21 protein-coding genes and 2 pseudogenes are annotated in these 20909 nt (G+C 40.6%); 10 read left to right on the forward strand and 13 right to left on the reverse strand.

Annotated features, from left to right (window positions below):
* Positions 1-27: 27 nt before the first annotated feature.
* From hfq to tsaE, 4 genes are all read right to left on the reverse strand, one after another.
* Positions 28-546, reverse strand: a complete 519-nt coding sequence (hfq, locus tag GBN19_RS04715; protein ID WP_151777356.1) for an RNA chaperone Hfq — start codon at positions 544-546, stop codon at positions 28-30.
* Between the two features lie 91 nt (positions 547-637).
* The gene (miaA, locus tag GBN19_RS04720; RefSeq protein WP_151709920.1) at positions 638-1582 is read right to left on the reverse strand and encodes a tRNA (adenosine(37)-N6)-dimethylallyltransferase MiaA; all 945 of its coding nucleotides are present in this window, start codon (positions 1580-1582) and stop codon (positions 638-640) included.
* Between the two features lie 6 nt (positions 1583-1588).
* Complete coding sequence (gene mutL, locus GBN19_RS04725) at positions 1589-3520, reverse strand: DNA mismatch repair endonuclease MutL (RefSeq protein WP_151777357.1); 1932 nt, start codon at positions 3518-3520, stop codon at positions 1589-1591.
* On the reverse strand, positions 3510-3989 hold the full coding sequence (gene tsaE / locus GBN19_RS04730; RefSeq protein ID WP_151777358.1) for a tRNA (adenosine(37)-N6)-threonylcarbamoyltransferase complex ATPase subunit type 1 TsaE: 480 nt from the start codon (positions 3987-3989) through the stop codon (positions 3510-3512). The genes mutL and tsaE overlap by 11 nt, the downstream gene beginning before the upstream one ends.
* Before the next feature lie 83 nt (positions 3990-4072).
* Here tsaE and GBN19_RS04735 point away from each other — a divergent pair, with 83 nt between their 5' ends.
* From GBN19_RS04735 to GBN19_RS04750, 4 genes and pseudogenes are all read left to right on the forward strand, one after another.
* Entirely contained in the window at positions 4073-4975 is a 903-nt protein-coding gene (locus tag GBN19_RS04735; protein WP_151777359.1) for an RluA family pseudouridine synthase, read from the forward strand.
* 82 nt (positions 4976-5057) lie between these two features.
* A pseudogene (locus GBN19_RS04740) lies at positions 5058-5203 on the forward strand (type II toxin-antitoxin system RelB/DinJ family antitoxin); the annotation flags it as partial.
* A gap of 50 nt (positions 5204-5253) precedes the next feature.
* Positions 5254-6005, forward strand: a pseudogene (locus GBN19_RS04745) (IS5 family transposase).
* 250 nt (positions 6006-6255) lie between these two features.
* Positions 6256-6699 (forward strand): GNAT family N-acetyltransferase, encoded by a 444-nt coding sequence (locus tag GBN19_RS04750; RefSeq protein WP_151777360.1) that lies wholly within the window; start codon positions 6256-6258, stop codon positions 6697-6699.
* A gap of 1 nt (position 6700) precedes the next feature.
* Here the strand turns inward: GBN19_RS04750 and GBN19_RS04755 are convergent, their stop codons facing one another.
* On the reverse strand, positions 6701-7414 hold the full coding sequence (locus GBN19_RS04755) for a pseudouridine synthase (protein WP_151777361.1): 714 nt from the start codon (positions 7412-7414) through the stop codon (positions 6701-6703).
* Positions 7415-7538: 124 nt separating this feature from the next.
* On the opposite strand from GBN19_RS04755, the gene GBN19_RS04760 reads away from it, so the two are divergent.
* The gene (locus GBN19_RS04760; protein ID WP_151777362.1) at positions 7539-7994 is read left to right on the forward strand and encodes a DUF441 domain-containing protein; all 456 of its coding nucleotides are present in this window, start codon (positions 7539-7541) and stop codon (positions 7992-7994) included.
* A 101-nt stretch (positions 7995-8095) separates the two neighbouring features.
* Here GBN19_RS04760 and GBN19_RS04765 read toward each other — a convergent pair whose 3' ends face one another.
* The 3 genes from GBN19_RS04765 to tkt all read right to left on the reverse strand — a co-directional run bounded on the left by GBN19_RS04765 (position 8096) and on the right by tkt (position 12570).
* A complete protein-coding gene (locus GBN19_RS04765) occupies positions 8096-9016 on the reverse strand; it encodes a LysR family transcriptional regulator (protein WP_151777363.1) in 921 nt (306 codons plus the stop codon).
* A 182-nt stretch (positions 9017-9198) separates the two neighbouring features.
* Positions 9199-10431 carry a chloride channel protein gene (locus tag GBN19_RS04770; protein ID WP_151777364.1) on the reverse strand — a complete coding sequence of 411 codons (1233 nt, stop codon included), beginning with the start codon at positions 10429-10431 and terminating at the stop codon, positions 9199-9201.
* A gap of 150 nt (positions 10432-10581) precedes the next feature.
* Positions 10582-12570, reverse strand: a complete 1989-nt coding sequence (tkt, locus tag GBN19_RS04775) for a transketolase (RefSeq protein WP_151777365.1) — start codon at positions 12568-12570, stop codon at positions 10582-10584.
* 391 nt (positions 12571-12961) lie between these two features.
* Here tkt and metK point away from each other — a divergent pair, with 391 nt between their 5' ends.
* On the forward strand, positions 12962-14128 hold the full coding sequence (gene metK, locus GBN19_RS04780) for a methionine adenosyltransferase (RefSeq protein ID WP_151777366.1): 1167 nt from the start codon (positions 12962-12964) through the stop codon (positions 14126-14128).
* 58 nt (positions 14129-14186) lie between these two features.
* Here metK and GBN19_RS04785 read toward each other — a convergent pair whose 3' ends face one another.
* Positions 14187-14432: a hypothetical protein gene (locus tag GBN19_RS04785; protein WP_151777367.1), complete on the reverse strand. Its 246-nt coding sequence runs from the start codon at positions 14430-14432 to the stop codon at positions 14187-14189.
* 233 nt (positions 14433-14665) lie between these two features.
* Between GBN19_RS04785 and GBN19_RS04790 the strand changes: the two genes are divergently transcribed.
* Complete coding sequence (locus tag GBN19_RS04790) at positions 14666-14845, forward strand: hypothetical protein (protein ID WP_151709931.1); 180 nt, start codon at positions 14666-14668, stop codon at positions 14843-14845.
* A gap of 48 nt (positions 14846-14893) precedes the next feature.
* Here GBN19_RS04790 and GBN19_RS04795 read toward each other — a convergent pair whose 3' ends face one another.
* Positions 14894-15457 (reverse strand): FxsA family protein, encoded by a 564-nt coding sequence (locus GBN19_RS04795; protein ID WP_151777368.1) that lies wholly within the window; start codon positions 15455-15457, stop codon positions 14894-14896.
* Positions 15458-15639: 182 nt separating this feature from the next.
* Complete coding sequence (locus GBN19_RS15735) at positions 15640-15804, reverse strand: hypothetical protein (protein WP_171494436.1); 165 nt, start codon at positions 15802-15804, stop codon at positions 15640-15642.
* A gap of 179 nt (positions 15805-15983) precedes the next feature.
* Between GBN19_RS15735 and ruvC the strand changes: the two genes are divergently transcribed.
* A complete protein-coding gene (ruvC, locus tag GBN19_RS04800; RefSeq protein WP_151709933.1) occupies positions 15984-16529 on the forward strand; it encodes a crossover junction endodeoxyribonuclease RuvC in 546 nt (181 codons plus the stop codon).
* A 10-nt stretch (positions 16530-16539) separates the two neighbouring features.
* On the opposite strand, the gene GBN19_RS04805 is transcribed toward ruvC, so the two are convergent.
* A complete protein-coding gene (locus GBN19_RS04805) occupies positions 16540-18012 on the reverse strand; it encodes an NAD(P)H-hydrate dehydratase (protein WP_151777369.1) in 1473 nt (490 codons plus the stop codon).
* Between GBN19_RS04805 and queG the strand changes: the two genes are divergently transcribed.
* The gene (gene queG, locus GBN19_RS04810) at positions 18011-19129 is read left to right on the forward strand and encodes a tRNA epoxyqueuosine(34) reductase QueG (RefSeq protein WP_375707851.1); all 1119 of its coding nucleotides are present in this window, start codon (positions 18011-18013) and stop codon (positions 19127-19129) included. The two genes, GBN19_RS04805 and queG, sit on opposite strands and share 2 nt — an antisense overlap.
* Positions 19130-19364: 235 nt before the next feature.
* Positions 19365-20360 (forward strand): biotin synthase BioB, encoded by a 996-nt coding sequence (gene bioB / locus GBN19_RS04815; RefSeq protein WP_151709936.1) that lies wholly within the window; start codon positions 19365-19367, stop codon positions 20358-20360.
* Positions 20361-20426: 66 nt separating this feature from the next.
* Here bioB and GBN19_RS04820 read toward each other — a convergent pair whose 3' ends face one another.
* The gene (locus tag GBN19_RS04820; protein WP_151777370.1) at positions 20427-20636 is read right to left on the reverse strand and encodes a hypothetical protein; all 210 of its coding nucleotides are present in this window, start codon (positions 20634-20636) and stop codon (positions 20427-20429) included.
* Between the last annotated feature and the right edge of the window lie 273 nt (positions 20637-20909).

The raw sequence follows: 20909 nt of genomic DNA on the forward strand, positions 1-20909 counted from the left end.
AATTGCTGGGTTTTTTTAAATCAAAAATTAACGATTGTTTTCATCATCTTGTGAATCGTCAAATTTTGCATCATTCTCAAAACCTGATGTTTGACCACCACCAAAGCCACCTTGGTTACCACCGAAGCCACCTTGACCACCGAAGCCGCCTTGACCACCGAAGCTACCTTGACCACCGAAGCCACCTTGACCACCAAAGCCACCTTGACCACCGAAGCCGCCTTGACCACCAAAGCCACCTTGTTGACCGCCGAAGCCACCTTGAGCACCACCGCCAAAGCCACCTTGAGCACCACCGCCAAAGCCACCTTGAGCACCGCTCACAGGTGCACCTGCTGGACGAGGGTTACGTGCTGGAACAACTGTTGAAATTGCATGTTTGTAAACCATTTGGCTTACTGTATTTTTTAATAAAACCACATATTGGTCAAAAGATTCGATATGACCTTGCAATTTAATACCGTTTACTAAAAAGATAGAAACAGGAATACGCTCTTTACGAAGCGAATTCAAAAAAGGATCTTGTAAAGTTTGACCTTTAGACATGTCGTTACTCCAAAAAAATAAAAATGTAATCAGCACAAAAACTATCTTTAATTTTTTAAATTTATAAAAAAGATAGTTTGCAAATTTTGCTTTATCTGTAACAGATACGCAAGTCTTCTTGAGCCTGCTTTAACGTCAAAAAAGTGGTGAATTTGTGATTTTCTCTTAATGAACGTAACCAAGTATATTGACGCTTAGCCAATTGTCTTGTAGCAAATAGAGCTTGCTCGCGCATTATACGCTGATTATCGTGATTTTTGTCACTATTTAATAAAAAATTGAGCGCCTGTCTGTATCCAACACAACGCATTGAGGGAATATTTTCGGTCAAATCGTATTTATCAATTAATGATTCGACCTCATTTAAAAATCCAATTTCCCACATTTGATTGAGTCTTTGCTCAATTCTTTGATGTAATTCTAACCGATCTGGGAATAAAGCGTAATTATGAAATGTGTAACGGTATGCTACATTCTTGGGCTGCTGTGCTTGGAGTTGTGTAATCGCTGTTCCAGTTAGACGAAAAACCTCTAAAGCACGAATAATCCGCTGTTTATCGCTGACTTTGAACTTAGCACCTGCTTCAGGGTCAACACGGCACAATTCTTGATAGACATTTTCCCAGCCTAAAGCCTCAGCTTGCGCAACAATTTGGTCACGTACTTGCTGATCTGCACTTGGAAGCTGATCAGATAATCCTTCAAGTAATGCTTTGAAGTATAGCATCGTACCACCAACCAAAATGGGAATCTTGCCTTTGGCATGAATTTCATCAATCAAGCGTGTTGCATCTTCAACAAATTCAGCAGCCGAATACACCTGTAAAGGCGTAATAATATCAATAAGATGATGTGGGTATTTCGCCTGTTCTTCCTTGTTTGGCTTGGCAGTACCAATGTCCATATCTTGAAAGACCAAAGCGGAATCGACAGAAATGAGCTCAAAATTCCCTTGCTCATACAGCTCACATGCCAAAGCAGTTTTCCCACTCGCAGTTGGACCCATTAAATTGATGACGGGCAATGTATTTGGCATGTAACGCTACTCTCCTCGAGCAAATAATTTATCTAGTTGAGCCAATGGAAATGCACGCCATGTTGGACGTCCATGATTACATTGACTGGCAAATTCGGTTTGTTCCATCTGACGCAATAATGCATTCATTTCAGACAGGCTGAGTTGGCGATGTGCACGTACCGCACCGTGACATGCCATACCTGCAAGCAGTTGATCACGTTTTTGCAGTAGTCCCTGCACTTCGTCATTTGGATCTAAATCATTGAGTAATTCAGGAATCAATTGGGTGAAATCAGCTTTCTGTAAAATGGCGGGAACACCACGTACAATCGTTTGCTCATCGCCATACTGATCCAATTCTAAACCCAAACGCTGTAATTGCGGTTTAAGCTCATCAATCCGCATGGCTTGCATGCGACTAATCGAAATCACTTTAGGAATCAAAAGCTGCTGTGATGTCCAGAATTCTGGTTTATCCCAAGCTTGCTTCATTTGCTGCAACAAAATCCGTTCATGGGCTGCGTGCATATCCACAATAATCAGACCTTGGGTATTTTGCGCCAAGATATAAATCCCATGTAACTGCGCAATCGCAATTCCCAAAGGATATTCATCTTGAAGATTGGATGAAGCAGCTACATTTTGTTCAGACGCTTCTTGGCGTAATGGCGTTAAATACGTTTTTAATGCATTATTGACTTGCGGAGTTGCCTGATAACCCGCTGTCGTTGCACGCTGATATTGCACAGGTTCAACTTTAGCCTGATGAAACTCAGTCATTAGCTCCGTAGTAGAGGACTGCGTTGGTTCTGCTGCTTGTGCTTGATTCGCTGCATATTCAGCATATTGATGCAGGACAAACTGTTCCTGAACTTTCGGCTGCGCCAACGCCACAGACGGACTCATTGCTTGCGCTAAATCGGCACTGGTGGTTTGAAACTGAGCTAAGGTGTCTTTGGCATAATGACGTACAAATTCATGTACTTCACGCTGATTTAGAAAACGAATCTCATGCTTGGTCGGATGCACATTCACATCAACATTTTCAGGCTCAACTTCTAGAAATAGTAAATAGCCCGCATGTTGATGCCCATGCAAAATCCCATCGTAAGCCATACGTAGTGCATGCGAAATGGTTTTATCCTTCACAATACGTCCATTCACATAAACGTATTGCAAATCTGCTTGAGCACGTGCATCTGACGGATGCCCCAACCAGCCACTCAAACGCATGGAAATACTTTCAGCATCAATCCAGTAGGCATTTTCAGTAAATGAACGACCTAAAAGCTGCTGAACACGCTGAAAACGGAGTTCTCCACTATCGGCAACAGGTAAGTTGAGACGAATCTGATCATTATGTTCAAGCACAAAACGAATATCGAAATGTGTCAACGCCAAACGGCGCACGACTTCTTCGATATGACCAAATTCAGTACTTGGTTTTTTTAAGAATTTACGGCGAGCAGGCACATTAAAAAATAAATCCTGCACTCGGATCTGCGTACCTTGATTGCTGGCAACAGGTTTGATCTCCTGAGAATCAAATGCCGTACCATTCACTTCAACTTGATACCCAATCCCTGACTGATCTTGGCTACTGGTCAGGCTTAAACGCGATACCGCAGCAATAGAGGCGAGTGCTTCACCACGAAAGCCTAAACTGACAATCGCCTGCAAATCTTCAGAAGTCTGAATTTTACTGGTCGCATGGCGCATCACCGCCAATGGTAAATCTTCAGGATGAATCCCTGAACCATTATCAATGATTTCAATCAGGGTACTTCCGCCCTGTGCAATACGAATAATCAGTTCAGTGGCTTGAGCATCAATCGCATTTTCAAGCAGCTCTTTCACCACAGATGCAGGACGTTCAATGACCTCACCCGCAGCAATTTGGTTGGCAAGTGCAGGATTAAGCGTATGAATACGCCGAATTGCAGCATCAACCGACATTAAATGTACCCTGAATTTGATTTAGCGTTTGCTGATCAGACATGGTCAATACAACCGTACGCTCAGCTTCATCATCTTCGCTTTTTAAAATTTCAATAGTTAAATCCGCATCTGGAATTTCATTTCCACCTTTGCTCGGCCATTCAAAAATAAACAGCGCATTGGGTGTTTCCAGATAATCTCGGATGCCCATCAATTCCAATTCATACGGGTCATTTAAGCGATATAAATCAAAATGGAAAACTGCGCGCTCGCCAATTTGATAGGGTTCAACCAAGGTATACGTTGGGCTTTTTACTGCCCCTTGATGTCCAATTTTTTGTAATAAGTAACGCGTCAGTGTGGTCTTTCCTGCACCTAAATCACCAATTAAATAGATGATACCTTGTGAAAAATGGGCAGCCAAGGCATGTGCAAGGCGCTGCGTATCTTGTTCAGAGGCTAAAGAAAGTTGCAAGGTATGATTCATAACACTGAAAATAGTCAAAAATGCTGGGCTTATGATAGCATTGCCCCCCATGAAAACCTACCATCTGTTGCGTTCGTTGCGTTATGAATAAACCTGATTTCACTCCACCGATGCTTCATGGCGTCACTGCCAGTAAAGTCTTTTTGACTGCGCAAAATGAACATGACACTATCTATGGTTTTCTCTGTGCACATTTTCCACATATTCAAGCAATTGAATGGCAACAACGCTTTGATGATGGCTTGGTTTTTGATTTATCTGGCGAGAAACTAACTCGATATAGCCCATATCAAAATAATCAGCATATTTATTATTATCGCTTTCTGGCTCATGAGATTACTGTGCCATTTGAACATGAAATCATTTTTGAAAATGATGATTTACTGGTGGTCGATAAACCGCATTTTTTAACCATGACCCCTACAGGTCAATATGTTCAACAAACACTTCTAGTTCGTCTAAAACAACAAACAGGAAATGCCGAACTTACCCCGATTCATCGACTCGATCGCGAAACAGCAGGCATCGTACTATTTTCCAAACGCCCTGAAACGCGTGGTCTCTATCAGCAGTTATTTGCAACACGACAAATTGAAAAGATCTATCACGCAATTGCTCCATACGATGCTAAACTCACCTTTCCAACAACCACCCAATACCGTATGGAAAAAGGAGAACCCTTTTACACCATGCAAATTATTGATGGTCAAATGAATAGTGAAACGAGAATCGAGCTTTTAGAACACAATAATATTTGGGCAAAATATTGTTTATATCCAAAAACAGGAAAACAGCATCAGTTACGCGTACACCTCAATGCATTGGGTCTGCCGATTCGCCATGATCCATTTTATCCAACGGTTGCGCATAAAGCAGATGATGATTTTTCCCAACCCTTACAATTACTCGCCAAAGCATTAAGCTTTGAAGATCCTGTCACCAAGAAAAAAATGCGATTTATTTCACAAAAAGATTTACTTTTGTAATGACAATGAAATGACAGTTAGATTGTATTTCATTAATGTTCCGTTAAAATGCTGAGATATTCATTTTTGTTTTGGTTCAGCCATGAGAAAAACAGAAGTCTATCAAGTGCGTTTAGACTCTCAAGAAAAAAACAGGCTTTTGCTGTGTTTAAACAATTCGGAATAACACCAGCCCAAGCAGTTCGACTTTTTTTTAAACAGGTCGTTCTGACCAAATCTATTCCTTTTAGGGCTTGTTGAGAATTAATAAAGGCTACTGATTAATTTATAATAGTACTATGGATAGATACATACTTACTGATGCCCAATGGGCAAAAATGGAACCTTTTTGCCTAGGTAAAGTGACCGATCGAGGTCGTAGTGGAAAAGATAATCGATTATTTTTAGAAGCAGTCCTATGGATTGCCCGTACAGGCAGTCCATGGCGTGATCTACCTGCTCATTTTGGTAAATGGAATACCGTCTTTAAAAGATACCGTGATTGGGTGAAAGCTGGTGTATTTGAAACTATTTTTGCATCTGTAAATGAAGATGTTGATTTGGAATACGCCATGATTGATGGAACGATTGTTAAAGTTCATCGACATGGGCAAGGTGCAAAAGGGGGACTTTCAAACAGTCTATAGGTAAATCTCGAGGTGGAATGACCTGTAAAATTCTTGCCTTAGTGGATAGTCTAGGCAACCTCATTAAGTTTCGATTAATGCCTGGTCAATATCACGATTTAGTAGAAACCAAACCTTTAATTGAAGATGTTGATTTTCAAGCATTACTAGCGGATAAAGCATTTGATGCAGATTGGCTCATCCAAGAACTCAATGAACGTAAAGTGAAAGTGGTGATCCCACCCAAATCTAATCGAAAAGTAATGAGAGCCTTTGATACGATTATGTATAAATGGCGTCATCTCATTGAAAACTATTTCTGTAAGTTAAAAGAATTTAAACGTATAGCGATGCGTAGTTGTAAAACAGATACGAGTTTTGAAGCCATGATTCAATTGTGCGCGAGTTTAATTAACTCTCGGTAATTCTCAACAGACCCTAGTATAGAAAATCAGAATATTGATTTAGATCAATTACTCAAACTAAAAAAATATCAATTGGCTTCATCTGAACTAGATCATGAGACAGATGAGCTACTCAAAGAAATCAGTGCCCTGTTTGAAGAAAATCCACCAAGCTAAGCATTACATTTTTATACAATCTGCATAATCCTTTGAAGTTTTTTTTGTTATGCTCAAAATGACAATAACTCAAAAAACAACAATGGAGTATGCAATGATTGTGAGACGAGCAACAGCAGAAGATCTGCCACAACTTGCGGTACTATTTGATGAATATCGACAGTTTTATGGTGCTTCTTCCAATATTGATCAATCCCTAGATTTTTTAAAACAACGATTTGAAAATAAAGAAAGTGTCATTTTTATTCATATTAAAGATGACGCTTTTACAGGCTTTGTGCTCTTGTATCTAGGTTTTTCTTCTGTAACTTGCTCAACTTATTATATTTTAGATGATGTTTATGTCACACCTATGTATCGTCGCCAAGGCTCAGCACAGCAACTGATTGATACTGCTATTCATTTTGCACGTTATGAAAATGCTTTACGTATTACCCTCGAAACCCAAAAATCCAATCTGATCTCACATAAACTCTATGAAAAAATGGGCTTTGTGAAAGATCAGGAATTTCAGACCTTTCACAGCTTTTTAAAATAATTTAGCTTTCACGGCGAGAAATTGCCAACTGAACTTGCTCAGCGGTCAGGTAAATCCACTCCCCTTGCGCCAAGTCTGTTGGCAACTCTAATTCCCCAACACGATGTCGATGCAACTCTGTCACTTTATTCCCTACCGCAGCCAACATACGTTTGACTTGATGATAAACACCTTGGTGAATGGTCATACGTAATTCATAGTCATTCATTTGCTGAATACTCGATGCCTGAAAAATCCCTTTTTCATTACGAAGTTCAACACCTTGTTGTAACTGTTGGATTTGCGATTCAGTCATCGGATCAGCAGTTTTTAACCAATATTCTTTATCCACATGTTTTTTCGGATGTGTTGAAGCTTGGATAAAACGTCCATCATCACTCAGCAGAATTAAACCTGTTGTATCCTGATCCAGTCGCCCAACGGTTTGAAGTCCTCGCTCACGCAAATACTCAGGGAAAAGCTGAAAGACACTAAAATGAAATTGTGCTTGGTGTGAACACTCGTAACCTTGCGGTTTATTTAAGGCAATATAGACGTGTTCACGATAGCGACAACGATGCTCCCCAACCTGAAATTCTAAATCTTGTGGTTGAAACTGAGTTTTAAGTTGATCACAAATCTCACCATTAACTTTGACCAGTCCACGCTGAATCAAGCTCTGACATTGCTTTCTTGAACCAAAGCCCTGAGATTGCAAAATTTTTTCCAACAGCACTATATTTTCTCAATATTTAAATTTGGCATATTTTACGCAGTTTTCAGGGAATAATCTCAATTTATGCAAAATCCCGACTATTTCAGTTAGAATACTGCACAATTCACCCGACTGAGAACCGCACATGACTTCATCTTTGGATTTAAATTTAATTGCGTTAATTGTGCTTCTTGCTTGCGGTATTCTAAGTCATAACTCATCGGTAACCATTGCCAGTGCTGTGCTCATCGTAGTGCGTATTTCCCCACTCGATCAGTATTTTCCATTTTTGCAAACACATGCTTTAAATATCGGGATTACCATTTTAACCATTGGCGTTTTAACACCGATTGCCAGTGGTAAAATTCAAGGAGAAATGATTCTAAAATCTTTTATGAGCTATAAATCCATTTTAGCAATTGTCATTGGTTTATTGGTCGCTTGGCTTGGTGGACGTGGCGTGAAACTCATGAGCAATCAACCTGATGTTGTCGCAGGTTTACTTATCGGAACTGTAGCGGGTGTTGCCGTACTCCGTGGAGTCCCTGTTGGCCCATTGATTGCAGCAGGTTTACTGTCTTTATTGATTGGAAATTCATAAATTCATAAATTCATAAATTCATAAATTCATTATAAAGCAGTATCTACCCACACTCTAAAAATTTGGTATTTCTCCTTGAGAAAGAAGAAATACCTCCTGATTTAACTCGTGTAATAACTCGTTCTTTTTTGAGAGAATTTATCGAGCTGCTTTAAGAAGCCTTCAAAATAATTCTTCTCTTTCTCCTCCGTACGAAAACCTGCATACAAAGTACGGCGTAAACCTTGTGATGACACGCAGTCTAAACGGCGACTGGTCACCCAACCTTTTTGTTCGTATTCATTGACCACCCAATCAGGCAATGCCGCAATACCACGCCCACTTGCGACCAACTGAATTAACATTTGGGTTAAATCCGTGGTACGAATGTTTTTTGGCTGAATATTCGCTGGAATAAACAAATGCGACATAATATCTAGGCGGTGCTTATCGACAGGGTAAGTAATCAAAGTTTCTTCTGCCAATTCCTGTACCGTTACCCGATCTGCTCGAACTAAAGGATGAGTGTTGGAAAGCACCAAACGTGATTCATATTCAAAAATTGGAAAATATTCAATGCCTTTTAAGGCAATTGGATCTGCGGTAATCAACAAATCAAACTCTCCACTTTGTAGCAACTCGTGTGGATTCGACTCAAATGCTGAAGCGAAGTCCAAATCTACGTCTGGATATTGCTGACGATATTGATTAAGAAGTGGCATTAACCAGTCAAAACAGCTATGACATTCTGAGGAGAAAATAATTCGTCCCGTTTGCCCATGCACGATACGGGTAATATCACTTTGAGTAATCTGAATTTGTGGCAAAATATCATCAGCAAGTTTCAGTAAACGCTGACCAACATTGGAAAATTGCACAGGGCGACTACGGCGATTGACGACTTCTACACCATACCACAAATCTAATTCTTTTAATTGATGCGAAATTGCAGAAGGTGTCAGGCACAAATCATTGGCAGCAGCAACCAGTGAACCATGTTCTCTTAATGCAATTAAAGTTTTTAAATGTCTAATCTCTAACATACAGCAGTCTTTTATTGAATTTAATTCAATATAACATAAAGTTACTTAGCCAACTTCAACATGAGTAGTTTTTTATGATCAATCAATAACATGAATTCTAATCATATCTTTCTTTAAGCACCGAGATTACTTTACAAGCATATTTTTACATGAGTCACTTAACCATGATTTTATAAACTGCGCTATTTATATGCAGAATAATCAGGCTTTTGAATACGATACAGCCCACAATTTCCTGAAAATAAGTAAGCCAATAAACAGGTAATCACAGCATAAACTGACACCGAAGTTCCAAACAGCTCAATTGCCAGAATAATCGAGGTTAATGGTGCTTTACTTGCACCCGAAAACAAACTCACCAACCCCAAGCCTGCCAATAAAGACAGCGGCAAAGGTAAGAATTGCCCCAATGCATTGCCTAAAGTTGTACCTACAAAAAATAGCGGGGTAATTTCCCCACCTTTAAAGCCTGAACCAAGTGTAATTGCAGTAAATAATGTTTTATTCAAGAAATCTGTAATGGGTAAAGGAACCTGAAAAGAGGCAATAATGGTTGGAACACCTAGACCATTAAAGTGATGATGCCCAACCAATAAAGTGAGCAACATAATCATAATTCCACCAAGCATTGGGCGAAATGGCACAAAAGTGACATACTTGGCAAACAGATTACCTATGGTATGAATCGCCACAATAAAGAAACGTGCCACCAAACCGAAGATTAAACCTGCAACAATTAAACTTAAAATGACAGAGAAATTGAATTCGGGAAAACTGACAATCTTATAAAAACGATGCGGATGTAAAATCTCGAAAAATTCAGGCACACTTGCAGCAACAATCGAAGAAAGAAAACATGGAAATACTGCTGAGTAGCGCAAGCTTCCTAATGCAGTAATTTCTAAACCATAAATCGCGCCCGCCAATGGCAAACCAAAAATCGCCGAGAAACCTGAACCGATACTGGAAATCAGAAAAATTTTACGGTTATCTTTTGAAACTTTTAAGAGCTGAGCAATATGATCAGTCAATGCCCCTGAAAGCTGAACCGCAGGTGCTTCCCGCCCTGCTGAACCACCAAAAAACTGGGTTAAAATTGCAGTGAAGAAAATCAGTGGGCTCATACGTTTGGGAATAAATGAACGAGGCTCATGAATTTCATCAATCAGTAAATGCGTACCCCGTTCAATGGGCGTGCCATAGCGATAAAATAAAAAACCAATTCCCAAACCAACAAAAGGTAAGAAAAAAATCAACCAGGGATACGCTATCCGAACACGGGTTGCCAAATCAAAACAGGTAAAAATGAGCGTAGATGCCAAACCCGAAATCAGCCCGATCACAGTCGATGCGACCAACCAATACAGTGAATATCGAATAATTTGTTTATATTCAGAAGAAGGGAAAATTTTCATTGTGGTCAGATGCTGTAAAACAGCGATTTACCAAGATGGGCGGAATATGGGGCGATTATTTTAACATGAGTGGATTAAATTTGAATTAACCTTTTTCACCAAACAAAAAAGCCCTGAGTGACTCAGGGCTTTTTAAAAACACGCAAATAATTATGCTGTTAATTCATTTACCGCAGCAACAACTGCATCGGTAGTGATACCAAAGTGTTTGAACAAGTCTTTTGCTGGCGCTGATTCACCGTAAGTTGTCATACCGATCACTTTGCCGTCCAAGCCAACAAACTTCCACCAGTAGTCAACATGTGCAGCTTCAACCGCAACACGTGCACGAATTGCCGCAGGAAGTACCGCTTCACGGTAAGCAGCGTCTTGCTTCATGAATTCTTCAGCACATGGCATAGACACGACGCGCACGCCTTCAAGTTGTGCATATGCATCCATTGCTAAAGCAACTTCTGAACCTGTTGCAATAATAATGGCTTTCAACTCGCCTTTTTCTTCAGCAAGCACATAACCACCTTTCTCTGCATTTGCAATTTGTGCAGCAGTACGTGTTTGGAATGGCAAGTTTTGACGTGAAAGAATCAATGCTGTTGGGCCGTCTTTACGAACCAATGCAGATTTCCAAGCAATTGCTGTTTCAACCGTGTCAGCAGGGCGCCATGTATTGAGGTTTGGTGTACCACGTAAAGATGCGATTTGTTCGATTGGTTGATGTGTTGGACCATCTTCACCCAAACCGATAGAGTCATGCGTATAAACATGAATTACACGTTGTTTCATCAGTGCAGACATACGCACGGCATTACGCGCATATTCCATAAACATCAAGAATGTTGCAACGTAAGGAATGAAACCACCATGCAACGCAACACCGTTGGCAATTGCAGTCATACCGAACTCACGTACACCATAATGCACGTAGTTACCCGCTGGATTGTCTTGTACGCCTTGGCAACCTTTCCAAAGTGTCAAGTTAGAACCTGCCAAGTCAGCAGAACCACCTAGAAGTTCTGGCAGCAATGGACCAAAAGCTTGTAATGTGTTTTGGCTTGCTTTACGTGTTGCAATCGTTTCTGCTTTTTCATTGGTTTGAGCAATGAATGCATCCGCTTGTGCAATAAATTCAGCAGGTAAATCACCTTCAATACGACGAAGCAATTCTGCTGCTTCTGTTGGATATTTTGCTTGATACGCTGCAAATACAGTATTCCAAGCGGCTTCAGCTTCAGAACCTTTGGCTTTTGCATCCCAAGCGGCATAGACATCAGCAGGAATTTCAAATGCAGCTTCTGTCCAGCCTAAAGCTTGACGAGTCAATGCAATTTCATCATTACCGAGTGGCGCACCGTGGCAATCTTCTTTACCTTGTTTGTTTGGTGAACCTAAACCAATAATGGTTTTACAGATAATCAGCGTTGGTTTATTGGTTTCAGCTTTCGCCTCAACAGTTGCTTGACGGATTGCAGCAGCGTCGTGACCGTCGACACGTAGAACTTGCCAACCGTAAGCTTTGAAACGTTGTTCTGTATCGTCAGAGAACCAGCCTTCAACTTCACCATCAATTGAAATGCCGTTGTCATCGTAATATGCAATCAATTTACCCAGTTGCAAGGTACCTGCCAAAGAACATACTTCATGCGAAATACCTTCCATTAAGCAGCCATCGCCCAAGAAACAGTAAGTGAAGTGATCAACAACGGTTAAATCATCTTTGTTGAATTGAGCAGCTAAAGTTTTTTCTGCTAGCGCGAAACCAACCGCATTGGCAATCCCTTGACCCAAAGGACCTGTTGTCGTTTCAACACCTGGTGCATAACCAAATTCAGGGTGACCCGGTGTGCGTGAATGCAACTGACGAAATTGTTTTAAATCTTCAATTGAAAGATCGTAACCTGTTAAATGTAGCAATGCATAATGCAACATAGAACCATGACCATTTGACAATACAAAACGGTCGCGGTTCGCCCATTGTGGGTTTGTTGGATTGTGACTTAAAAATTCACGCCAAACGACATCAGCGATATCTGCCATCCCCATTGGCGCACCAGGATGCCCTGAATTGGCTTGTTGCACTGCATCCATTGCAAGTACACGGATTGCATTTGCAATTCGACGTTCATTTAAAGGGGTTGTCATAGGTCAAAATCTCAAAATCGAATGTTTAAAGAAAAATAGGTGAATACTATATTCAAGACTCGACTATTGTCTTAAAAAAATGAAGATGGGTAAAGCCTATTGCCGATGATTTAAACAAATCCTGTAAAATTCTTTAGTGATTCACTCAGATTACATACAATCGCTTAAAAACCCTGTTTATTCATTCAGCAGCTCTAGATTGCTGTATTTATTCTAAAATCATAATTTCCTAAATATTTTCAAATAACTTATCAGTTTTCTAAATGCTGAATATCAGTAAAAAGAAAGCTATTTTGCAAGAAATTTATTCAATTTAATCAGGTTTCTCTAGTCGTATCGTGCTAGGCGAGGTAACATATCGCGTCGTTAAATTTACTGTGATAGGACTTTCATGCGCGAGTACGCTGTTTTTACTTCGGAATCTGTAAGCGAAGGTCATCCAGATAAAATGGCTGACCAAATCAGTGATGCTATTTTGGATGCAATTTTAAGAGAAGACCCATACGCACGGGTTGCTTGTGAAACATTAGTAAAAACGGGTGCAGTTGTTCTTGCGGGTGAAATCACAACCACTGCCAATGTCGATGTTGAAGCAATTGTACGTAAAACTGTAAACGGTATCGGTTATCACCATTCAGACCTTGGTTTTGATGGTTCAACGTGTGCCGTGATCAACATGATTGGTAAACAGTCTCCTGAAATTGCACAAGGTGTTGACCGCCAAAAACCTGAAGATCAAGGTGCAGGTGACCAAGGCTTAATGTTCGGTTATGCTAGCCGCGAAACTGATGTGCTTATGCCTGCACCGATTTCTTATGCTCACCGTTTAATGGAACGTCAGGCAGAATTACGTCGTGACGGCACACTGCCTTGGTTACGTCCAGATGCGAAAAGCCAAGTGACTTTTGCTTATGAAAATGGCAAACCTGTTCGTCTAGATGCAGTGGTTCTTTCAACTCAACATGATCCTGAGATTTCACAAGCCAACTTAAAAGAAGCTGTGATCGAAGAAATCGTGAAAAAAATCATTCCTGCTGAAATGTTCCATGCGGGCACCAAATTCCATATCAACCCAACAGGCATGTTTGTGATCGGTGGCCCTGTCGGTGACTGTGGTTTGACGGGTCGTAAAATTATTGTCGATACTTACGGCGGTATGGCACGTCACGGTGGTGGTGCCTTCTCTGGTAAAGATCCATCTAAAGTTGACCGTTCTGCGGCATATGCGGGTCGTTATGTGGCAAAAAATATTGTTGCGGCAGGCTTAGCTGAAAAATGTGAAATTCAAGTGAGTTATGCCATTGGTGTTGCAGAACCAACTTCAATTTCAATCAATACATTCAATACCGCAAAAGTAGATGATGAATTGATCATTGCTTTGGTTCGTGAGCACTTTGACTTACGTCCATACGGTATTACCAACATGTTGAACTTGATTCAACCGATGTACAAGCAAACAGCTGCTTATGGTCACTTTGGTCGCCAAGGTTCTGACACTGCATTTACATGGGAAAAAACGGACAAAGCTGAAGCACTTCGTCAAGCTGCTGGTTTATAAGCTCAAATCATTTAGATTTCCTCAAAATAGCTCGCTTCATGCGGGCTATTTTTTTAATTTAATGACTGACTTTTCCCTGAGCTGAGTAAGTCTGTAATAGTTTTGGTGCCCCCTCATCTGTTGGATGATGCTTTAAATACAGCTTTCCAAAAGTTACCCCAATTGCAATCACAAGGCATGCAACGCAACAAAAAAACCAAAAGCCAAATGGGCTACGAATATGATGTGAGCCACACTTTGGGCAGGTTATATCAGAAGCCAACACAACCTGATTACAACAAGCACAACGATATTGGTACATCATACCCACCTCCTTTGTCTTACATGAAGTCACGATGACAGACTATTTTTTGATCTTAATCACAGAATAAACTTGCATCAAGACATTTCAATGACTTTTCCGAGTAAAATATTTGGCATTATTTACACGCTGTATTTTTCTCTAACAACATACAAGAGATCGAATTAACCCTAGTGTTTAAGCTATTGCCTGTTTTAAAATAACCTCCCCAAATAAATACCAAGTCGCTTTTTTATATGGAAAAACTCATCATGAAGGGTGGATTTCGTGAACGTGCGAATCGCCAGCGCAAATACCAAAACTCCGAAAATCAACAAACTACACTGCAACCACATCGTTACAGCACGCAAGGTACAACGATCACAAGTCAACCTTCAGTAGAAATACCTACAGAGCATAAAAAATCTGAGCAATAAAAAACTGAATCTTATGATTCGGTTCTTGTTATCAGGTACTCGACCTACTTAATTTTTTTTCACATCTTTCATTTCAATCTTTTGACGATCAGGATTCACCTCGCGTGCTTCACCATCAATCACACTTGAATCTCGTGAACCACCTTGATAATTCTGCATATCCTGCATTTGACGCATCAAATCAGCAAATGGATTTTGAGCACCGCCTTGCTCTGCGCCCATCATACCACCCATCATTTTATTCATCATCGCCTGCTGACGTTTTGCCATAGCAGACATCAGTGCATTCACCAACAGTTTTTGTATAGGTGGTAAGACCAAAAGCACAGCAATTACATCGCTAATCAGACCAGGAATCATCAACAAAATACCTGCAATCAATAAAGCAATTTTACGCATCACCACAGGATCATGACCCAACTGACCTGTCATTTGTAATTGCTGTAATTGCGGCATAATTGTTGCAGCACTTGAACGTAACAGCTTAAAACCAATCACAAAGGCGATAATAAACCAAAAAAACACATACCATCCGCTAATGAAATGTGCCACACCAATCCATACCGCAACTTCAAGTATTGCACCTATTAGCACAGCCAGTATTAAGTTCATGAAATTTTAATTCATCCTTTCAAAGTCAATCAGGTTTCTTGCATTTAAATCTACTTTAAAAGATATGGGCACTCTTTTATTTTTAAAGTGCTACACACTGATAATCGTTCATTTTTATAAAAAATTCGTTTCTTAATACGAGTTTTTTGCTTTGATCAAACACTCAACTGATCTCAAATCATTTAGCAGCGACCTTTCTTGGCTTGTCCTGGCGGGCAAAAACCACCCTCGTCACCATGATGTGAATGATCAGGATCAAGCACCACACTTCCCGCTGGGGTATACACGGCGCACGCTGACAATGACATACTCAAGACAACACCAACTGCTAAAAATATACGTTTCATACAAATATCCTTTTATATTCTATCCACATATAATCTAATATTTATTGATCATCATTCGTATTATTTTGTGAGTTTTCTATACCTTTAGCAGATTCAGACTATTTCAAACCGATCTGACCACACAAGTTGCAGATGAAAACATCTATAATAAGAAATGTTGATATAACACAGTAAAGACAATGGCATTAATTATTGGGATCGATCCCGGCTCTCGCCTGACAGGTTATGGCATTATTGAGCATCAAGGCAGTCAGCTTAAATTTATCGATGCAGGGACGATTCGTACAGAAACCCAAGAAATGCCTGAGCGCCTTAAACGGATTTTTGCAGGGATTGAACGAATCGTAAAATTTCATGGCCCAACCGAAGCTGCGGTTGAACAAGTTTTTATGGCACAAAATCCTGATTCAGCACTTAAACTTGGACAGGCACGCGGTGCAGCCATTGCTGCGCTAGTGAATCTTGATCTGAAAGTTGCTGAATATACTGCGCGACAAATCAAACAGTCTGTGGTCGGTTATGGGGCTGCCGACAAAGAACAAGTTCAAATGATGGTCATGAAACTATTAAAACTGGAAATCCAACCTCAAGCCGATGCAGCTGATGCCCTTGCTGCTGCAATCTGTCATGCACACGCATCAGGCAGTATGAGTAAACTTGCGGTATTAAACGCATTAGGTGGTATGGCGCGCGGACGTAGCCGTTATAGCTCGCGCCGCCGCTAAAGATTTAAAATCAATTTGCATTCACAATCTGATAAACAGCCTGTGGCATGTGAGATGCTTGAATCCCTCGCATGCCCTGCTCAGCCAAGAGGTCTCCCGCTTGAGCATGTAAGGTCACAACTTGATGCAAGGCGATCTCTTGATGCAGTTGTGCTTTTAATCCTGCAACCATCCCTGCTAAAGTATCGCCCATTCCACCTGTTCCCATACCTGCATTACCTGCGGTACATACCCAAAGTTGCTGATTTTCCAGAATCAGACTGCCTGAGCCTTTGAGCACCCATTGCCCTGAAAATTTGGCAGCAAGCGCATGAATTGCCGCAACCCGATCTTGCTCAATCTCATGACTGGTGCATCCCAATAATCGAGCGGCTTCTCCCGAATGCGGAGTCAAATAAACATTTTCAGAAAATTGCACAGCTTGTTCTGCAAGAAACCATAAAGCATCTGCATCGAGCACAACTTCTAAATGTGAATGCTGCAAGATGGGTGATAACCATGTATCAAATGCTTGTTTTGACCAATCATCCCGTCCAAGCCCCATCCCAAAACATACGGCATCAACTGCCTGCAAAGTTTCACCTATCAACTCTGGCGTAAAAGTTTCAATATTTCGCACCATGACATTGGGCGAGCGTGCCAGTATTGCAGCATGATGTCGTTCATGGCAGACCACACTCACCTTTCCCGCTCCGACTGCAAAAGCTGCCTCGGCTGCCATAATCACAGCGCCGCCCATATCCGCATGACCACCAATCACCAATACATGACCATAACTCCCTTTATGACCAAAGGCTTGACGAGGTGGTAAAGAAATTGTGGTTGGCGATAGTCGCGCGAATGCCTTTAACTCAGCATCTTTAGGAATCAATGAAATAAGCTGAATCTGTCCTGAAAATTCTTTGCCTTGCCCTGTAAATAGTCCTATTTTATAACCTAATGCTGTTAAGGTCAGATCTGCTTTAATCGCACAAGGTAATGGCTGACCCGTATTGGCGTGTAACCCACTTGGAATATCAATACTGATTTTAAGCCCAGTAGATTGATTAAACTGCTGAATGATTTGCTGCCAATGTTGATTCAGTTCACGGTTTAAACCAATCCCAAATAAAGCATCAATATGAGCATCATACTGATCTACAATATTAAAATGTGGATATAAATGATCAATCTTATCTTTTGAATATTCAAAGGCTTGTTGTAATGCAATGGAACTGCCACGTTCAGCCGCATAGACATCCACCAGATACCCCTGCTCAGCCAAATATGCCGCAATAAAATAACCATCCCCTGCGTTATTGCCCGTCCCACACCACACAGCAATACGTTTTACCGATTTTGGAGATTCTGAAAAATATTCAATGAGTTTTAAATGACTCTGCCATGCAACCTGTTTCATTAAACCCAATCCGCTATTATTCTGAGCAAACCAACGCTGCTCCCATGCTTGAATTTCACGGCTATGGTACACTTGCTGCTGCATGTCTATTCCCCTTGTTGTTATGCCGTCCACCATACCACTTCAACAATTTGATCCACAAGAATTAAAAGCATGGATTAAGACCGAAGCTTTAGCGCTTGGTTTTGCAGATTGTGTAATCGCCAAACCTACTCGGCAAGACAAAGAAATGCCACGTTTCTTGAAATATCTGGACAGTGGCTATCATGGGGATATGCATTATTTAAAAGACAATTTAGACAAACGTGCCGATCCGACCTTACTGGTTCCAGGGACGCAAAGCATTATCTGTGTACGAATGAGCTATTTGGTGGAGACACCGAAACCTCGCTATGTGCCTTTTGCACCCAATAGCGCCATTATTGCCCGTTATGCGCGTGGACGTGACTATCACAAAGTCATGCGCGGTCGGCTTAAAACTTTAGCACAAAAAATCCGTGAGCGTGTCGGTGACTTTGAAGCCCGTCCCTTTGCAGATTCTGCCCCGATTTTTGAAAAAGCTATTCATGAAAGTGCGGGTATGGGCTGGACAGGCAAACATACGCTCCTTATTCAGAAAAAATCAGGTTCTTTCTTTGTATTAGGTGAATTATTCACCTCACTTGATTTGCCTGCTGACCCACCGACAACAGCGCATTGCGGTTCATGTTCAGCCTGTATCGACATTTGTCCAACACAAGCGATTGTTGAGCCTTATATGCTCGATGCACGTCGCTGTATTGCCTATTTAACCATTGAGTACAAAGGCATTATTCCTGAAGAATTCCGCGAAGGCATTGGTAACCGTATTTTTGGTTGCGATGACTGCCAACTGATTTGTCCTTGGAATAGTTTTGCTAAAATCACCCCGATTGAAGACTTTCATCCTCGGCATGGACTCGATCAGGCTTCATTACTCGATCTATGGGCATGGGATGAAGCAACATTTTTACACTCTACTGAAGGCAGCCCAATTCGACGCACAGGATTTCAAAGTTTCAAGCGTAATGTTGCCATTGGTTTAGGTAATGCACCTTATCATGCTGAAATTATTGAGGCTTTAGAACAAAGTAAAATGTTGCACGACGAGATTGTGAATACACATGTCGACTGGGCAATTCAGCAACAGCTGAAAAAAGCACATTCAGAGCAACTTTCTTAATTGCTATACATCGTGCTAACTCAATCAGAACAATCAGACCGATTAAATTTTGATTCAAACTTCAAAATTACGCTACTAAGTCTGAGGTTTTTGCAGCGATCTTGCAATTCAGAAGTTTAATTTAACAAAAGATAGGCAAACAAATATTTAGACATATTTTGGAAAGTTTTGCCCTGTTGTTTTTAATTGAACAAGTTAATATCATGCTATTAACTTGATGCACAATAGGGCGATTATGCACGTGAGAAACGATTGGACTCGTGAAGAAATCCAAAAGCTATATGACCAACCTTTTCTAGATTTGGTATTTGAAGCGCAGCGTGTTCACCGCGAGCATTTCCCAGCAAATACCATTCAAGTCAGTACTTTACTTTCAATTAAAACAGGTAAATGCCCTGAAGACTGTAAATACTGCTCTCAGTCTGCACACTACGATTCTAAATTAGAAGCTGAAAAGCGTATTGCAGTTGAAAAAGTCATTTCTGAAGCAAAAGAAGCAAAAGAAGCAGGTTCTTCACGTTTTTGTATGGGTGCTGCATGGCGTAACCCACATGAGCGCGACATGCCTTATGTGTTAGAAATGGTCAAAGAAGTTAAAGCGCTTGGCATGGAAACCTGTATGACATTGGGCATGCTCAACCAGTCACAAGCTGAGCGCTTACGAGATGCGGGTTTAGACTACTATAACCACAACCTTGACACCTCTCGCGAATACTATAGCAACATCATCAGTACACGTACTTTTGATGATCGTTTAAATACACTAGATCATGTCCGTAATGCAGGTTTAAAAGTGTGTAGTGGTGGTATTGTGGGCTTAGGCGAAGGGAAACAAGACCGTATTGGTTTGTTGCATGAATTGGCAACCCTGCCACTTCACCCAGAATCTGTACCAATCAACATGCTTGTTCCAATTGAAGGTACCCCACTTGAAGAAGTTGAAAAACTTGAAGTGACTGAGTGGCTTCGCACGATTGCTGTTGCACGTATTATTATGCCTAAAAGCTATATTCGTCTTTCAGCTGGTCGTGAATCACTTTCTGACACCGATCAAGCCATGGCATTTATGGCAGGTGCAAACTCACTATTCTCTGGTGAAAAATTACTGACCACACCAAATGCTGGCGAAGGTCGTGACAAAGTCTTGTTTAATAAACTTGGACTAACCGCTGAAAAACCAAAGCTGACTGCCGCACAACTCTCTGTCGATGCAATGGCTGAATCAGCTTAAGTTTAACTTCTGACTGATTCACATCAAAAAGGCGATTTATTTCAATAAATCGCCTTTTTCTTTGATTTAAGATGTCACTAAAATTCCATATTTGGCTGTTAAATACATACCCGCACGGATCTGATCTATACCCGCTGCATGTGTCACGGTGAGTTGCTGATTTTGCACATCAAAATGCAACTCATCAAAACAATCCTGATGATGTAATAGCCATGCAACGGTATCTGCCACCTGCTCATCCACAATATAAGTTTCTGCCTGAAAATTTTTAGTCATTGATCCAAAATCTTAAATAAATACATCATATTATTTTAACGGATGATTCATATAACAAATCAAAATTATTTTCCAATAATCACAGATAAAAAAACACCATCCGTAAAGATGGTGTTGGAAAACTGGTCAAAACTTCAAAATATATTTAATAAACTTTTATTTTAAATATATTTTTAATTTAAAATCTATAGACATAAAAATAACATGGGTTTCTTATAAACACAATACGACCAAATATAAAAGTCTGATACTGAATATCTAAACCTATCATTT

The sequence above is a fragment of the Acinetobacter brisouii genome (assembly GCF_008993995.1).
Lineage (GTDB): Bacteria > Pseudomonadota > Gammaproteobacteria > Pseudomonadales > Moraxellaceae > Acinetobacter > Acinetobacter brisouii_A.

Coding starts and splice junctions, on each gene's coding strand:
- bioB (WP_151709936.1), top strand. CDS start 19,365: ATGCACGTGAGAAACGATTGGACTCGTGAAGAAATCCAAAAGCTATAT.
- GBN19_RS04760 (WP_151777362.1), top strand. CDS start 7,539: ATGACTTCATCTTTGGATTTAAATTTAATTGCGTTAATTGTGCTTCTT.
- GBN19_RS04770 (WP_151777364.1), bottom strand. CDS start 10,431: ATGAAAATTTTCCCTTCTTCTGAATATAAACAAATTATTCGATATTCA.
- metK (WP_151777366.1), top strand. CDS start 12,962: ATGCGCGAGTACGCTGTTTTTACTTCGGAATCTGTAAGCGAAGGTCAT.
- GBN19_RS04765 (WP_151777363.1), bottom strand. CDS start 9,016: ATGTTAGAGATTAGACATTTAAAAACTTTAATTGCATTAAGAGAACAT.
- GBN19_RS04735 (WP_151777359.1), top strand. CDS start 4,073: ATGAATAAACCTGATTTCACTCCACCGATGCTTCATGGCGTCACTGCC.
- GBN19_RS04785 (WP_151777367.1), bottom strand. CDS start 14,432: ATGATGTACCAATATCGTTGTGCTTGTTGTAATCAGGTTGTGTTGGCT.
- GBN19_RS04805 (WP_151777369.1), bottom strand. CDS start 18,012: ATGCAGCAGCAAGTGTACCATAGCCGTGAAATTCAAGCATGGGAGCAG.
- mutL (WP_151777357.1), bottom strand. CDS start 3,520: ATGTCGGTTGATGCTGCAATTCGGCGTATTCATACGCTTAATCCTGCA.
- GBN19_RS04820 (WP_151777370.1), bottom strand. CDS start 20,636: ATGACTAAAAATTTTCAGGCAGAAACTTATATTGTGGATGAGCAGGTG.
- queG (WP_375707851.1), top strand. CDS start 18,011: ATGTCTATTCCCCTTGTTGTTATGCCGTCCACCATACCACTTCAACAA.
- GBN19_RS04795 (WP_151777368.1), bottom strand. CDS start 15,457: ATGAACTTAATACTGGCTGTGCTAATAGGTGCAATACTTGAAGTTGCG.
- GBN19_RS04750 (WP_151777360.1), top strand. CDS start 6,256: ATGATTGTGAGACGAGCAACAGCAGAAGATCTGCCACAACTTGCGGTA.
- GBN19_RS04790 (WP_151709931.1), top strand. CDS start 14,666: ATGGAAAAACTCATCATGAAGGGTGGATTTCGTGAACGTGCGAATCGC.
- GBN19_RS15735 (WP_171494436.1), bottom strand. CDS start 15,804: ATGAAACGTATATTTTTAGCAGTTGGTGTTGTCTTGAGTATGTCATTG.
- ruvC (WP_151709933.1), top strand. CDS start 15,984: ATGGCATTAATTATTGGGATCGATCCCGGCTCTCGCCTGACAGGTTAT.
- tsaE (WP_151777358.1), bottom strand. CDS start 3,989: ATGAATCATACCTTGCAACTTTCTTTAGCCTCTGAACAAGATACGCAG.
- tkt (WP_151777365.1), bottom strand. CDS start 12,570: ATGACAACCCCTTTAAATGAACGTCGAATTGCAAATGCAATCCGTGTA.
- miaA (WP_151709920.1), bottom strand. CDS start 1,582: ATGCCAAATACATTGCCCGTCATCAATTTAATGGGTCCAACTGCGAGT.
- hfq (WP_151777356.1), bottom strand. CDS start 546: ATGTCTAAAGGTCAAACTTTACAAGATCCTTTTTTGAATTCGCTTCGT.